10 protein-coding genes and 1 CRISPR repeat array (1 of these 11 running past the window's edge) are annotated in these 15,282 nt (G+C 39.0%); of the genes, 3 read left to right on the top strand and 7 right to left on the bottom strand.

Going from position 1 to position 15,282, the window contains the following annotated elements; translation table 11 throughout:
* Window positions 1–1,834: direct repeats of the CRISPR family, unit length 37 nt; unit sequence CTTTCAATTAAAATAATCCTGCTTGCGGGACTGAAAC (it extends 1,103 nt beyond the left edge of the window).
* Window positions 1,835–1,881: 47 nt separating this feature from the next.
* Complete coding sequence (locus NMG88_RS21595; protein WP_026787340.1) at window positions 1,882–2,172, top strand: hypothetical protein; 291 nt, start codon at window positions 1,882–1,884, stop codon at window positions 2,170–2,172.
* Window positions 2,173–2,857: 685 nt separating this feature from the next.
* Here NMG88_RS21595 and NMG88_RS21590 read toward each other — a convergent pair.
* Window positions 2,858–4,156, bottom strand: a complete 1,299-nt coding sequence (locus tag NMG88_RS21590; protein ID WP_254035792.1) for a hypothetical protein — start codon at window positions 4,154–4,156, stop codon at window positions 2,858–2,860.
* Between the two features lie 256 nt (window positions 4,157–4,412).
* On the opposite strand from NMG88_RS21590, the gene NMG88_RS21585 reads away from it, so the two are divergent.
* On the top strand, window positions 4,413–5,423 hold the full coding sequence (locus NMG88_RS21585; protein ID WP_254035791.1) for a hypothetical protein: 1,011 nt from the start codon (window positions 4,413–4,415) through the stop codon (window positions 5,421–5,423).
* A 40-nt stretch (window positions 5,424–5,463) separates the two neighbouring features.
* On the opposite strand, the gene NMG88_RS21580 is transcribed toward NMG88_RS21585, so the two are convergent.
* The 5 genes from NMG88_RS21580 to NMG88_RS21560 form a co-directional block, all read right to left on the bottom strand.
* Complete coding sequence (locus NMG88_RS21580; protein WP_235752064.1) at window positions 5,464–6,831, bottom strand: UDP-glucose dehydrogenase family protein; 1,368 nt, start codon at window positions 6,829–6,831, stop codon at window positions 5,464–5,466.
* Window positions 6,832–6,915: 84 nt separating this feature from the next.
* Window positions 6,916–7,848 carry a UDP-glucuronic acid decarboxylase family protein gene (locus NMG88_RS21575; RefSeq protein ID WP_027249499.1) on the bottom strand — a complete coding sequence of 311 codons (933 nt, stop codon included), beginning with the start codon at window positions 7,846–7,848 and terminating at the stop codon, window positions 6,916–6,918.
* Between the two features lie 61 nt (window positions 7,849–7,909).
* On the bottom strand, window positions 7,910–8,176 hold the full coding sequence (locus NMG88_RS21570; RefSeq protein ID WP_320056768.1) for a hypothetical protein: 267 nt from the start codon (window positions 8,174–8,176) through the stop codon (window positions 7,910–7,912).
* A gap of 170 nt (window positions 8,177–8,346) precedes the next feature.
* Window positions 8,347–10,161, bottom strand: a complete 1,815-nt coding sequence (lepA, locus tag NMG88_RS21565) for a translation elongation factor 4 (RefSeq protein WP_027249498.1) — start codon at window positions 10,159–10,161, stop codon at window positions 8,347–8,349.
* Between the two features lie 117 nt (window positions 10,162–10,278).
* A complete protein-coding gene (locus NMG88_RS21560) occupies window positions 10,279–10,602 on the bottom strand; it encodes a DUF1825 family protein (RefSeq protein WP_026787331.1) in 324 nt (107 codons plus the stop codon).
* A gap of 289 nt (window positions 10,603–10,891) precedes the next feature.
* Here NMG88_RS21560 and NMG88_RS21555 point away from each other — a divergent pair, with 289 nt between their 5' ends.
* Window positions 10,892–11,689, top strand: coding sequence for a DUF3153 domain-containing protein (locus NMG88_RS21555; RefSeq protein WP_042156667.1), 798 nt, complete (start codon window positions 10,892–10,894; stop codon window positions 11,687–11,689).
* 67 nt (window positions 11,690–11,756) lie between these two features.
* Here NMG88_RS21555 and NMG88_RS21550 read toward each other — a convergent pair whose 3' ends face one another.
* Entirely contained in the window at window positions 11,757–14,852 is a 3,096-nt protein-coding gene (locus NMG88_RS21550; protein ID WP_376786485.1) for an adenylate/guanylate cyclase domain-containing protein, read from the bottom strand.
* Window positions 14,853–15,282: the final 430 nt, after the last annotated feature.

Genomic DNA, 15,282 nt, shown 5'->3' with positions numbered 1-15,282 from the left:
TAGCAGGTTTATCAATACTTTCAATTAAAATAATCCTGCTTGCGGGACTGAAACTAGAATCACCAACCCTTGATATGTTGGAGGATTTGACTTTCAATTAAAATAATCCTGCTTGCGGGACTGAAACACTTCAACAGATTTAACATAGCCTAAAGCCGGCCATTCTTTCAATTAAAATAATCCTGCTTGCGGGACTGAAACTCAACCTCAATTAAAGATTTAAACTTCGGATTTGAAACTTTCAATTAAAATAATCCTGCTTGCGGGACTGAAACAAGAATTTGCAGTCATGATAGATAGATACCTAATTCTTTCAATTAAAATAATCCTGCTTGCGGGACTGAAACTATCAGGCTATTCGTAAGCACTTCTCTAAGGATGAAACTTTCAATTAAAATAATCCTGCTTGCGGGACTGAAACATATGATCTTGCTCGAAAGCATACAAAACGGACTTTCAATTAAAATAATCCTGCTTGCGGGACTGAAACTTAGCGCTAACTTTGTCAATGCTTAACTTTTTATAACTTTCAATTAAAATAATCCTGCTTGCGGGACTGAAACAACGAGGATTTAATATTGATATGGTTTGGAAATATGCTTTCAATTAAAATAATCCTGCTTGCGGGACTGAAACATAAGCCATTATCCTAGTCCTAAAATAATTCCCTAAAACTTTCAATTAAAATAATCCTGCTTGCGGGACTGAAACTTAGCTTGCTGATCACCTTCTCGCACGTCCTTAAAGCTTTCAATTAAAATAATCCTGCTTGCGGGACTGAAACACATCCTTGATACCTACGCCCCAGGATGGGAATGGAGCTTTCAATTAAAATAATCCTGCTTGCGGGACTGAAACCCATAGCTTCCGCATTTGAACAAGGGTCGCCAAAACTTCCGCTTTCAATTAAAATAATCCTGCTTGCGGGACTGAAACTTTCTTTTCTTGCGTTCAGGGTTATGCTCTCGATGTTGCTTTCAATTAAAATAATCCTGCTTGCGGGACTGAAACACGTTTCAGTTTGTTGCTTCTACCAATGCAACACTGAGAGCTTTCAATTAAAATAATCCTGCTTGCGGGACTGAAACCAGTCCTTTAACCGCCAAATATTTCCGATGCGGCTTTCAATTAAAATAATCCTGCTTGCGGGACTGAAACCTGAATCGTCGTTTATCGAGTTTAATTGTCCATAACTTTCAATTAAAATAATCCTGCTTGCGGGACTGAAACTTTACTGAGAATGGATTAATTGAGGAAGACAAGTTTTCTTTCAATTAAAATAATCCTGCTTGCGGGACTGAAACACGCACTGACAATCAATGTATCCGAGCCATGCACAAGGGACTTTCAATTAAAATAATCCTGCTTGCGGGACTGAAACCTACACGGGCTTACACCTGACATTATGCAAGTCACTGTTTCAGCTTTCAATTAAAATAATCCTGCTTGCGGGACTGAAACTTGAAACAACTTAAAACAAGAGTTAAGGATAACCGATCAGAACTTTCAATTAAAATAATCCTGCTTGCGGGACTGAAACTTATAGCTTCTAGTTTGTTTCACTTAGTATCTTTATCCTTTCAATTAAAATAATCCTGCTTGCGGGACTGAAACAAGTGTCTAGTGAGTCGGGTTTTGTATCGTTTCCCCCTCTTTCAATTAAAATAATCCTGCTTGCGGGACTGAAACATTTGATAAGTCTTACCTTGTAGTGTCCATCTCAACTTTCAATTAAAATAATCCTGCTTGCGGGACTGAAACAAGAACAGGAAAAAACTGCTATAGTTAATAGTTATGCTTTCAATTAAAATAATCCTGCTTGCGGGACTGAAACATTACTAAAAAGCCTGGCGAACACAAGTTGTAGTCATTGATTAAATTATGGAAAAGCAACTACTTCACGCCCGTTACTTCAAATCCGATGGAACTAGACAGAATCATGTGACTTATGATCCGCAGGGCTTTGGTCTGGGTGTTATTCAATCCCTGGATATCCTAATAAACCAATCCCCAATCCCTCTGTACCGATTAAGCTGTGTATCTTTGGAGGGTGCGATCGCCAAACATCACAAAGGAAAGTTGTCAGACGCAGGGCATCAAGTCCACTGCGCGGCTACGTCTGAACAGTGGGAAGCGGCTAAGGATTATTGGGAATCGGGGGCTTTTGATTGACAATCCCTAAATCATAAAACCCCGACTAAACATAATCTAGTCGGGGTTTTATTTAGTCTTTTCTTTCAATTAAAATAATCCTGCTTGCGGGACTGAAACTATAATAGGTTGTAACATTTTAATACTGACATGAAACAGTCAGAAATATTACCCATGTTCCCTTTTACACAACTCAAATAGGATTGCTATAATTCTTAATCTTCTCATAATCAATGGCTATCATTCCCCGACAATAAATCAAAGAATGATAGCCGAAAATATCAACGATCTTTAGCTTGTTTGTACATAACTTTTGGCTAATGAAACAGCCCTGGCGTTCCCACTGGAGTTAGCTCAAACTATTAGTTAATAATTAAAAAAAGAAAAAGAAAAGAAGAAAGAATTAACCAATTATTTCAATTTTTGTCTAAATTAGATGATGAAACTGAACAAAAAGAAACCTTAAAAATTATTGAATCTCTTGAGGATATTATGAATGGATTGAAGTCGATTATTATGCGAGTTGGTCAAGATTAATTAAATATCTGAAAAAAGTGCTTGGCAATTTAGCTGTTTTTTCAACAAAACGTAGGTAACTATAAATAAATACCTACGTTTTGTTAAATTTCATCTAATTTTGATCTAACTTACAATTTGAGGAACTTTAAGTCGTTTTTTCTAGTTTTTTTCAATCTTCCTACGCATTTTAAGATTGAACTTGAAAATAATGATAAAGATTAGCAACGGTTAAATCGGGTACTTCTTCCCAATTTTTAGGGGCTAATCCATTTAAACCTGTGGCGATCGCTTTATTAAAAATATAAGATTCATGCTCCCGGCGTAATTCAGGTTTAACGATAAATTTTAATTGATCTCGTAAAGCTGAATAGTGGGATTTTTGTTTTAATTCCTCATAGATTTGCATTTCTAAAGGTTTAATAGTTATGTCGTTTTTTGATAATTCAAAATTAACTGATTCTGAGGTTTCCGGTTCTAACATTGCTAACTGTTCCCGTTCATCATTAGATAAGGTTTTAAACCAATTAGTATGATCTTGCCAAGATTTTAATGCTGTACAATCATGTATTTTAATTCTGGCTATTTCAGGAAATAGAAAATCTAATTCTTCTTGAGAACTACATTGATCAATAATATTCAGTAATCCTTGATAAATTTTATTTTGAAGTTGTTCTAGGTGTTCATTCGATGCTGTTAATTGATTTTGGGCTTGATAAGCAGTAATAATGGCTTGTTCAATCGCCCAAGTGCATTCGAGTCTGCGAAGTTGACCCGCAGCACAAACATTGTTTAATAGCTGGGGATTAGAGTAATCAGCTAAAGCATGGTATAGCATACTTAACACCCCGTTAATTTGATCGTTTCTGGCATTTGGTTCTTCAATAGTCATTGCCACTTTAAACCACTTTAAGGCTTCTGTAAATTTGCCATAAGCTGTAATTAAAATTAACCGATGTTGATTATATTTAATATCTTCTGCAACTTCATCAATCCGTCTAATAATACTATCACCTTGATTTTTTAAGGCAGATTTTAGATCAATAAATCCTCCCGTTACCGTTAATTTAAGTTGTTTGATATCTTCTCTTAACTTTAAAGTCTGATATAAATTTACAGCCGCAAGAACACCTGTTACCGCTACACCGACACCAATAACCGCAGTCGTTGATTGTAGAACTCCCAGACTTGCTTGTAATTGGTTAATTTCTTGATAGGTTTTTTGAAATCCTCGATGAACCTGATACATTTGAACTAAACCCATACCCACTTCCACGGGTGCGGTAATCGGCGCAAGGGGACTATTGTGCATTATTGTACCCATAGCGTGACCTGCAAACTGGCCCGCATTTGCTGTTCCTTTCGCCCATCTGACCATGCTTAAAGGTACTCCTGATTTGGAAGAAACTAACTCATAGACACCCTTGGCTAAACCTTCTTGAATTGCGGGGGAAAATACAAATTGCATACTAGGAGCGAAAACAGACATAATTTTTAACCTAACTCTTTAATTATTGTAAACTCAAAATCCTCTAAAAACAAACAGATATTGCTAAAATTTTGATCAATTAATTTTTTGTTTTACTGATTTAAGTATTTTTACGGAAAATAAATTTATTTTGATTTTAATTGATTTTATTAAACCGTATAAACACGGATAAATAATTTATAAATTGTTACTGACTTATTTATTGTTCCTCTAATGTTGTAAAGTAGAACTGTATGCTTAATTGAGGCTTGCTGCAATGAATGAATTTTTAAATATCTTCCAGTCTATTACTTATTCAACGGTTTCTGTACTGAACAATCAAAGTGAATCTTGCGAGTTGAAACAATCCGCTACGGAGTTAAATCAGTCGATTCAATCCTGTAATCAAGAGTTAAGACAGTCCGCAGCCAGATTAAAAGAGTTAATGGAAATTAGTTATAAAGATTTAGATCATGCTGAAGATGTCTGGAATAGTAAAGCTAGAATTATGACTGTCCCCAAGTCTGAACTTTGGGAAGAAATAGGAAAACTAGCAGCGATTGATTTTAGAATTCGGGAGTTACAGAAAAAATGTCAAACAGAAGTGATTCAAGAAATTAAAAATTCATGGTTAAATCAATGTGAACAGCTTAAAGAAAGGTGGTTTAAAGATATTAAAAATGGAACATTAAAAAAAGAAGTGGGTTTTTCGGACAAAGATGGTTTGATTCAAGGACTAGATAAGGCAATAAAAGTTATTAATAATGAGATAATGATCACCATCAATAAAAATTTATTGTTTTTAAATGATAATTTATCAAGTTTGGATATGAATTATCTTCAATTAACAATTAATTTACTAAATTTCCAAGAGCGAGTTAATATTTCAGTTAAACCAACTTCATACTCTTACCAAAAAAATTACTTAATTAATACAAAAGGAAATTCTAGCAATATTTTATCAGATTGGTGGGTAAAACCAACTCTTGGTGTATTTTTAAATGAAGGATTTATGGTGATTAATAGAGAAAGATTTGACATTTTTGTTAATAAGGTCAAAGAAATTATAGAAGAAAATATGGCTTCAAGATTTACTGAATGCTTTGATTTTGCATTATCAACTACAACAGAAATTATTAATTTTTACAATGATTTTTTAGAGAAACAAAACCGATATGAACAAGAAACCAGCGAACAACGGGAAGCGGAAAAAGATTGGATTGAGCAACAACGTCGAAAATTAGATCAAGTTCAGAAACAAATTGATGTGATTTTGAGTGTCGGTTAGGGTGAGCAATGCCCACCCTAATCCTACATTAACCTAGGGATTAATGTCCAATCCCGACATATTGGAAACCAGCGGCTTCTAATTGTTTTCGGTCTAAGAAATTCCGACCGTCAATCATAAATGCCGAGTGCATTTTTTTCGCCATTTTCCCATAATCAAGGTTTTGGAATTGCGCCCAGTCGGTAATTAAAATTAACGCATCACAGCCATCAGCTAACAATTCAGGATCGGTTTCAACGATGACACCCGTTAACCCATGACGCATCCCACTTTGGGAAATAATCGGATCATAAGCTTTAACTTTTGCCCCTAAACGGTTCAATTCTTGGATAATATCTAAAGCCGGAGCATCGCGTAAATCGTCCGTATCGGCTTTAAAAGTTAATCCCAATAATCCCACGGTTTTACCTTTGAGAATTTTCAGCACTTGCTGTAATTTATCAATGGCAATCGTGCGTTGACGGTTATTAACTTCCACCGCCGCTTTTAACAATTGGGCGTCATAATTATAGTCATCGGCGGTATGAATTAAAGCCGAAACATCTTTCGGGAAACAGGAACCCCCCCAACCAATTCCAGCTTGTAAAAACTTATTCCCAATTCGAGAATCTAAGCCAATTCCTTGAGCTACTTGTGTCACATCCGCACCGACGCGATCGCAAATATTAGCAATTTCGTTAATAAAGCTAATTTTAGTTGCTAAGAACGAGTTAGCAGCATATTTAATCATTTCTGCCGAACTTAGATCAGTTAACACAATTGGAACTGGGGGTAAAGATGGATGATCAGAATGTTTTCTCGATACTAAAGGTGCATACAATTCCTGCATCACCTCCAAGGCTTTTTTGCTATTACTTCCTAACACAATTCGATCGGGATTAAAGGTGTCATAAACCGCCGAACCTTCGCGTAAAAATTCCGGGTTACTAACAACATCAAATTCAGCTTCAATCGGTGTTCCTGCTGACCCTTTTTCTTTTTGCCGCTCGGAAACACCATCTAAAACAATCATCCGCACCCAGTCTCCGGAACCAATGGGTACAGTGGATTTATTCACAATCACTTTATAACCTGTGGTCAGGTTAGCTCCAATCCCCCGCGCCACCGCCTCGACATAACGAGTATCACTTTCTCCGCTAGGTAAAGGAGGAGTTCCTACGGCGATAAATAACACCTCACCATGTTCCACACCCGCAGCTAAATCCGAAGAAAAATCCAGCCGCCCGGACTCCATACAGGATTTCATTAATTCCGGTAGTCCGGGTTCATAAATCGGGGACTGTCCCGACTTCATTAATTTGACCTTTTCCTCATTATTATCAATACAAATAACATCATGTCCGATCTGTGCCAGACACACTCCGGTTACTAAACCCACATATCCCGTCCCAATTACACAAACACGCATAAATCTATCCTCAATTTTTTGACCGAAAAACTAACAATCTTGTTAACGCTCAATGATTGATCGTTAACAAGGATTTTACTCTTTTCAACTGTTGTAGATGCGTTCCCGAAAATCTTTCACCGTCAACTCTAATCCTTGATCCAGTGGGATTGTCGGTTCCCAATTCAGGTAGGTTTTAGCACGAGTAATATCGGGTTGTCGCTGTTTAGGATCATCCTCCGGTAGCGGTTTAAATTGAATTTCCACATCTGGGTTAACGAGATTCTGAATTTTTTCAGCTAATTCCAAAATGGTATATTCCCCTGGATTCCCGATATTAATAGGGCCAATCTGATCGCTATTCATCAAGCGGATGAATCCCTCTACCAAGTCTGACACATAACAGAAACTCCGGGTTTGGGAACCATCCCCATAAACTGTTAAGGGAATCCCTCGCAGGGCTTGGACAATAAAGTTACTGACCACACGGCCATCATTTTCTAACATTCGGGGGCCATAGGTATTAAAAATCCGTACCACCCGAATATCTACCCCGTTTTGACGGTGATAGTCAAAGGCTAAGGTTTCTGCAACCCGCTTTCCCTCGTCGTAACAGGATCGAATCCCAATACAGTTGACATTGCCTCGATAGTCCTCCGTTTGGGGGTGAACATCGGGATCTCCGTAGACTTCAGAAGTGGAGGCTAGGAAAAACCGGGCTTTGATCCGTTTGGCTAACCCCAACATATTCATAGTTCCTAATACATTGGTTTTGATGGTTTTAACCGGGTTGTATTGGTAGTGAACTGGAGAGGCGGGACAGGCTAAATGGTAGATTTGATCGGCTTCTAACCGAATTGGTTCGGTAATATCATGGCGGATCAGTTCAAAATAGGGATTACCGATCCATTTCAGGATATTTCGTTTTCTCCCTGTGAAAAAGTTATCTAAACAAATCACTTCATGGCTCTGTTCCATTAAGCGATCAATTAGGTGTGAACCCAGAAAACCCGCGCCACCTGTAACTAAAATTCTCATCTAAAAATTGGGTTTGAAACCCCGTCCTTTAGCGAAGCGAAGGACGGCTTTACACAATCTTCTAAGTAACAATCAACCCGTTGGAACGGCGAATTAACTGTACTTTACTAGAAGTAATCTGCCCTAACCGTTTCCAATTAGCATCGCTGACAGATACTTGTCTTTCGGTGTCTGCTGACACATAACCAACACCCTTGGCAGATTTAACCAAGTCCCCCTTACGGAATCCATGACGAGTCGTAGAACCCCCATACTTACGACGCATTCCACCTTTTGCTGGGAGCATTAAGTGAAGTTGACGACGAGAAAAAGGGGGTCTGCGAATCACTCGGAATTGAGCAGTGGTAATGACAACATTACCAAACCAATTAGCACCATCAGTGGCGACGATTACTAAAACGTTTTAAAGTTAAGACTTGGCTTTGAATACACCCCAGCTATACCCAACAACATTGATCTTTGTTGTAGAGACGTTAAATTTAACGTCTCTACAACAATTTAGGATTCTTGATTTAACCGTAATACCGCCATAAATGCCTCTTGAGGAACATCCACAGAACCCAAGGATTTCATCCGTTTTTTACCTTTGGCTTGCTTCTGTAAGAGTTTTTTCTTCCGACTAATATCCCCCCCATAACATTTAGCTAACACATCTTTTCTTAATGCCGGAATACTTTCACTAGCAATAACTTTAGATCCAATTGTGGCTTGAATGGGAACTTTAAATTGATGACGGGGAATCAATTCTTTGAGTTTTTCCACCATTGCCCGTCCAACATGATAAGCTTTATCTCGGTGAACAATCATTGCCAAAGAATCGATCGGATCTTTATTAATCATAATATCGAGTTTAACTAAGGCATTTTCTCGATATCCAATAATATGATATTCCATACTGGCATAACCACGAGAACGGGATTTCATCTGATCAAAAAAGTCCGTCACTACTTCCGCTAAAGGCACTTCATAAACTAAGGTTGTCCGTCCCTGAGCTAAATATCGCATATCCTTAAATTCACCCCGACGACCCTGGGCTAACTCCATTAAACTGCCCACATAAGCTTCAGGAGTAATCATTTCTACCCGCACATATGGTTCTTCTATTTTTTCCCGATGGTTAGGTTCAGGTAAACGACTGGGGTTATCGATCATCATCACTTCTCCCTTTTGAGTTGTAACTTGATAAACCACCGAAGGAGAAGTCACAATTAAGTCTAAATCATATTCCCTTTCCAAACGTTCTTGCACAATTTCCATGTGCAGTAACCCTAAAAATCCACATCGGAAACCGAACCCCATCGCACTAGAAGTTTCCGGTTCATAAGATAACGCCGCGTCGTTTAATTTGAGTTTTTCTAAGGCTTCTTTTAGATTAGGATATTCATCAGAATCCGTGGGAAATAACCCACAAAACACCATCGGTTTTGCTTCGGTATAACCGGGCAAAGCTTGTTCGGCTTGACGATTGGCTAAAGTAATAGTATCCCCAACCCGGGCATCTTCAACGGCTTTAATCGCAGCAGAAAAATATCCTACTTCCCCCGCGTGGAGTTCATCAACGGGGATTTGAGTCGGAGATAATACGCCAATTTCATCAACTTCATATTCTTTTCCCGAAGCCATTAAGTGGACGCGATCGCCTTTTTTTAGCCTACCATCCATCACCCGAAAATAAACAACTACCCCGCGATAACTGTCATAATAACTATCAAAAATTAATGCCCGTAATTTCTGATCAACCGTATCCTGGGGAGGTGGAACTAAACGGACAATAGACTCTAAAATTTCATGAATTCCCACCCCTTCTTTCGCCGAAGCTAACACCGCCCCGGAACAGTCTAACCCAATAATTTCTTCAATCTCACTTTTAATCCGATCTGGCTCCGCTCCGGGTAAATCAATCTTATTTAAAACCGGAATAATTTCTAAGTTATTTTCTAAGGCGAGATAAACATTTGCTAAAGTTTGAGCTTCTACCCCTTGAGACGCATCCACAACTAATAACGCCCCTTCACAAGCCGCTAAAGACCTAGACACCTCATAAGAAAAGTCGACGTGACCCGGAGTGTCGATTAAATTTAATACATATTCCTCACCGTCATCGGCTTTGTAATTCATCCGGGCGGCTTGCAATTTAATCGTAATTCCCCGTTCTCGCTCTAAGTCCATGGAGTCAAGAAATTGTTCCTTCATTTCCCGTTTTTGAACCGCACCCGTCGCCTCCAAAAGTCGATCCGCCAGGGTAGATTTCCCATGATCAATATGAGCAATAATAGAAAAATTACGAATTCGAGAAACAGGAACGTTAGTCATAAAATGATATTCACAGGCATAATAGGGGAGACTCCCGTTAAACTAACGAGGGTCTAGTTAATGTATTTTAACAAAATAAACCCAAGGACACCGATTTTTTCAGGGAAATAGAGGGGATTAGGGCTGTTTTTCTAATTCCGACTTCATCCGTTCTAGGGTACGGTGCATCTGTTCAAACATTTGGTCGGGGGTAATCCCAAATTGACCGAGTTGGGTGCGTAACTGTTCAACGGTCATCTGGGCCATGAAATCCTCGGAAAGTTCAAACCGCTTCATGAAAATCCGGTAACGATCCATAACCGCTTCCATTTGCTCAATATAGAGTTTTTTCCCAGCCCGATCAAACTTGCCATAATCACTGCCCAGTTTGACCATAGATTGATAATCTTCAAATAGCTGTTTAGCTTCTTGTTGTACGATGTCTGAATCAAAGAATCCCATAGTTTCTCGATTTTTTTTGCTAGTAGGGGTTTGAGTTTTATAGACTTGGAAAGATTCTCCCCTATCTTAACCTTTTGAGAGCGGGTTACTCACACTCCCACAGGTGGCAATTTCCGTACCGATGGCCAGAGTAGAGGATAATAACCCTGTTTAGTTCGCTTTTTGATGGAGTGAGTCAAGAAAGGTAATTGGTATTAATGTCAAGAGTAGAATGTGATTATAGACTTTAATAATTCTTCTACACCGGGAGAATGGACTAAATTGAATTTTAACGGCTAGGAACAAAATCATGATCAAAATTATCAAACAACTCAGTATTGTTTTTTGTGCCATTTTTCTGTTGAGTGGCTGTGTTAGGTATGATGTGGGAGTGGCATTTCAGGATCAAACCCATGGTCAAATTGTTCAAAAGATTCAATTAGGAGAACAATTAACTAAATTTAGTCATGATGTAGTAGATGAATGGATATCTAGTTTAGAAAAACGGGTTAAACAGTTAAAAGGAAAAACCAAACTACTGTCTAAACAGGAAATATTAGTTACTATTCCTTTTAATAATGGTCAGGATTTAGAGACAAAATTTAATCAATTTTTTAATCCTGCTGAATTTAACAATAAAAAATCCCAGAAAAAACCCGATATCGAAATTCCTCAATTTTCTGCAAATTTAAACCTTAAACAAAATAATTGGTTTTTTGCTTTACGCAATTATCTCAACTTAGAATTAGATTTGCGATCGCTTTCCCTACTCTCTACCTCGGAGAATGTACTAATTAGTTCGGGGAACTTATTAGAACTAGAATTTGTCTTAAACACTCCCTGGGGTGCGACTGTGATTAATCCCATCGGTATTCCTGAAGGCTCGGAAGCACCTCTATTATTAAATGTTGATCTGAATGGAAAACAGGTTATTTGGACACTTAAACCCGGAGAAATTAATCAATTAGAAGCGATTTTCTGGGTTCCCAGTCCGATTGGAATAGGGACAGTTATAATTATCCTGATCACGGCTTTAGGAATTTATCTCAAATATACTTTTATCCCCAAATTCAAAGCCGGACAGTCCCCAATTCCCACTCGTATTTAACCCCTGTTCCCTGCTATAAAATTAAAAGAGACGTGCCACAGCGTGTCTCTCAATTCAATATCTTTAATTACTTCTCAGTCAGGTTCCACACTCCATCCCAAGTTTCATCAGGGGGTTGGGTGGTTTCATACAGAATACAGCGATCAACGTGCAGTTTAGCGGCCTTATTTTTCGGATCAAGATCCAAAACCGCCAGAAATTCCCGTTTAGCAGTCCGCAAAGATTCTTTGGCTTTTGCTGCAAATTTGCGTTTGGCTAAATCAACCATTTTCCGAAGTTTCGGTAGGGGCATTTCTGCGGCTTCGTCTTCCAACATTTTTCGGGTATTCTCATCGGTTGTAAACTGTTTTAGTTTAACGATGAGTAATTTTTTATTTTCCCGGGGAGTAAATCCTTTGACTTTTTCCGGTAAAATGGCTAAGGCTTCCTCCATCGGCATCCGTTTAAAGTCTTCTATGGCTAACCGCTTGATGATATTTTCATCTAACATTTCGGTTAGTTTCTCCAGAGAATTTTTTAATAACATTTGTCCCAATAAATCCTTATCATCATAAGATAGTTTTTTCATTTGAACTTCGGAGACTTCTTCGAGTTCTTCTAATAACGGCACTATTTCCTCTGCGGTTAATTTGTCCGTGGCGGGTTTGAGGTAATATTCCCGTCCTAGATGATAGTGGTCGATGATTCCCTGTTGTTTTTCAGAAATTGGTCGTACTAATTTCCCTTCCCGAATGCCAACGAGTTCATAAATTCTCACCGGTTGGCTTTTGCCTTTGACGGTGATGAAATCGAGTTCTCGCACAATTACCCGATCAGCATAATGGATATAGGTATTCTCACTAATTACGATATCCGTGCCATATTGTTTACTGGTTCCTTCTAAACGGGAGGCGAGGTTAACTCCATCCCCAATAGAGGTTAATTCCATCCGTTTACTCGACCCAATATTTCCCGATACCACTTCATCGGAATGGAGACCCATACCAATACCAATAGGCATTAACCCCTGGGCGACCCGACCTTCATTGTATTCGGCTAGACGGTAGCGCATTTCCACGGCCGCTTGCATCGCCATCCAGGGATGATCCGCCAGGGGGGCCGGAGAACCAAATACGGCCATTAACGCATCTCCGATATATTTGTCCAGGGTTCCTTTATAGCCCAACACGGTGTCTACCATTTCCTCAAAATAGGAGTTGAGCATGGTGACTACTTCTTCGGCTTGCAGTTTTTCGGTGAGGGTGGTGTAGCCGCGAATATCACTAAATAAAACGGTAACGTCTTTTCGTTTTCCACCTAATCCGGTATCCCCACTAGCTAACAGTTGTTCAGCGACTTCTGGGGTCATGTAGCGATACATTAAGTTCTTGATTTCTTTCTCGCCACTGATATCTTCCATCACCACTAAAGCCCCACTAACTTTTTCTGGGTTATTGATATCAGACATGGAATTAATTGATAAATTCACACTCCGAGAGGATTCATTTGTTTCGGAGAATAAAGTTTGATCCGGGTAATATTGTTGTCTGTCTTTAATATCTTTCGGGGCTAAAGCTAGATCAAACCATTTGCTAAAGTCTCGGTTTTTAACCTGAATTAAATCTCGGACAGAGCGCCCCTTAACAACATCTTCCTCCCGAATTCCTAGGAGTTCCATGGCACAATCATTCGTGGCAATCATTCGACCTTCTTTGTCGGTAGAAATGACTCCATTACTGAGCGATCGCAGAATATCTTTTTGCCGTTGTTCCTGTTCTTTGACTTTTTGGAACAATTTGGCATTTTGTAAGGCAACCCCCGCTTGAATATTGAATGCCTGCATGAATTCTAAATCATTAGTATTAAAGCTGGCTTTCCATTGTTCCGGAGCTTCTGGCCAATTTTCTGGATTATAAGGCGGGTGTTCTCCTTGTTTTTTTTTATTAATTAATTGAGTCACACCAATCAGTTGATTGTCAGCATTATAAACGGGTGTGCATAACATACTGCAAGTCCGATATTTAGTTTTTTGGTCAGTTTGTTTAGAGGTTTCGGAACGGGGATCGTTATACAGATCAAAGGGAATTAATAAAGGTTCACCACTTTGGGCAACAACTCCAGCAAATCCGGCGCTTCGAGGAATCCGAATTTCTATCAGTTTTTCATTAATCGGAATTTTTGTCCAAAGTTCGCTTTTTTCTTCATCTAATAACCACAGGGTGCTACGATCGGCATTCATTAATTCTTTTGCCTGATCCATAACATTTTTTAGGGTTTCTTCTAAGTCCAAACTACTCTTACTGAGGGCATTAACTGCATTCATTAAAGCCGCAGCTGCTCGCTGTCTGACCGTGGCCGCATAGAAGGAACGAGAAGACTCTAAAATTAGGCGAATCGAGGGGACAAATTCTTCAAATAGTTTTTCATCGTCTACCGTAAATCCCTCTAAGTCTATTTTTTCATCTAAGGGATCTAGGTGGCTTGAATTCAGTTTTAATTTATTTAGTAATTGTACCACCGCCACCAAGCCATTTTCATCATTTAAAAGAGGCATAACGACCATCGTATATGTCCGATAGCCATTTTTCTGATCCATTTTCTTGGCGGCGGCCGAACGCGGATCATTATAAAAATCGTAGGGAATATTAACCACATTGCGAGTGGTCGCCACTTCCCCAGCAATTCCGGCGGTGGATGGGATTCTCAATTCTAAGGGTTTACCATCCTGTCCTCCAGCTACAATTGACCAGAGTTCGTGTTTTTCTTCATCTACCAGCCAGATCGTTGTCCGATCGGCATTTAAAAGTTCTCCTATCTTAATAGTAATCGACCGCAACATTTCATTGAGAATCTCCTCAAACCCCTGAGCATCGAGCAGATTATTCAGCATCGATAGGGTTTGATTAACGGTTTTTAGTTTATCCTCAACTTCTTTAACCACAATAACGAAATTGTCTTTGGTTAAAGGAGCCAGAATAGAGGAGAAACTGCTGCCTCCTGCACCTGTGAGAACTAAACCCCCATTCGTTGAAGAAGATGATTCTTCAAGAGGGGTCTCACCCCCCACTTTGCTCATACCCTTTCGATTAACTGTAGACTCCTGAACGGGTGTTACATCAATTACTTGTGCTGAAACAACCGTTGATTCTCCTGATATAGAATTGGTCGGGGATGCAGATTTCATAGGGTTTTAATACATAGATTGGGGTTGAAACAGTCTTTTAAGGGAAAATTAATATTTTTTTAAGTTTTGAACTATCAAAAGAAAATAGCCCGTAGACAATTACTGTTTATCAGTTTACGTTGGATATTGACAAGTGGCTAAATTGTATCTGATTTAGGGCAATCCCGGTTTGTGAACTATTATTCCACTTAGTATAGATTCTCGTCTGTGTTTTGTTCTACCAATTTGGACAAAATAGAGCAAGATGGATCACAGATTTAAGCGGATTTCACGGATTTTAATCTATCAGGACTTGGGCAAGCACGCTATATATGGTGTACTGGCGTAAGTCCCGATAGATGGAATCCCCGTCCGTTCTGAATGATATAGTAGGGAACAGCCCCCGGGGGCTAGGGGGGAGGGAACAGGGGGAAAACACTTCACCGTCTGG

It is taken from the genome of Planktothrix agardhii (assembly GCF_904830935.1).
Taxonomy (GTDB): Bacteria; Cyanobacteriota; Cyanobacteriia; order Cyanobacteriales; family Microcoleaceae; genus Planktothrix; species Planktothrix agardhii.
Note: the sequence above shows the minus strand (reverse complement) of the source record. Positions and strands in the feature narration are given on the sequence as shown.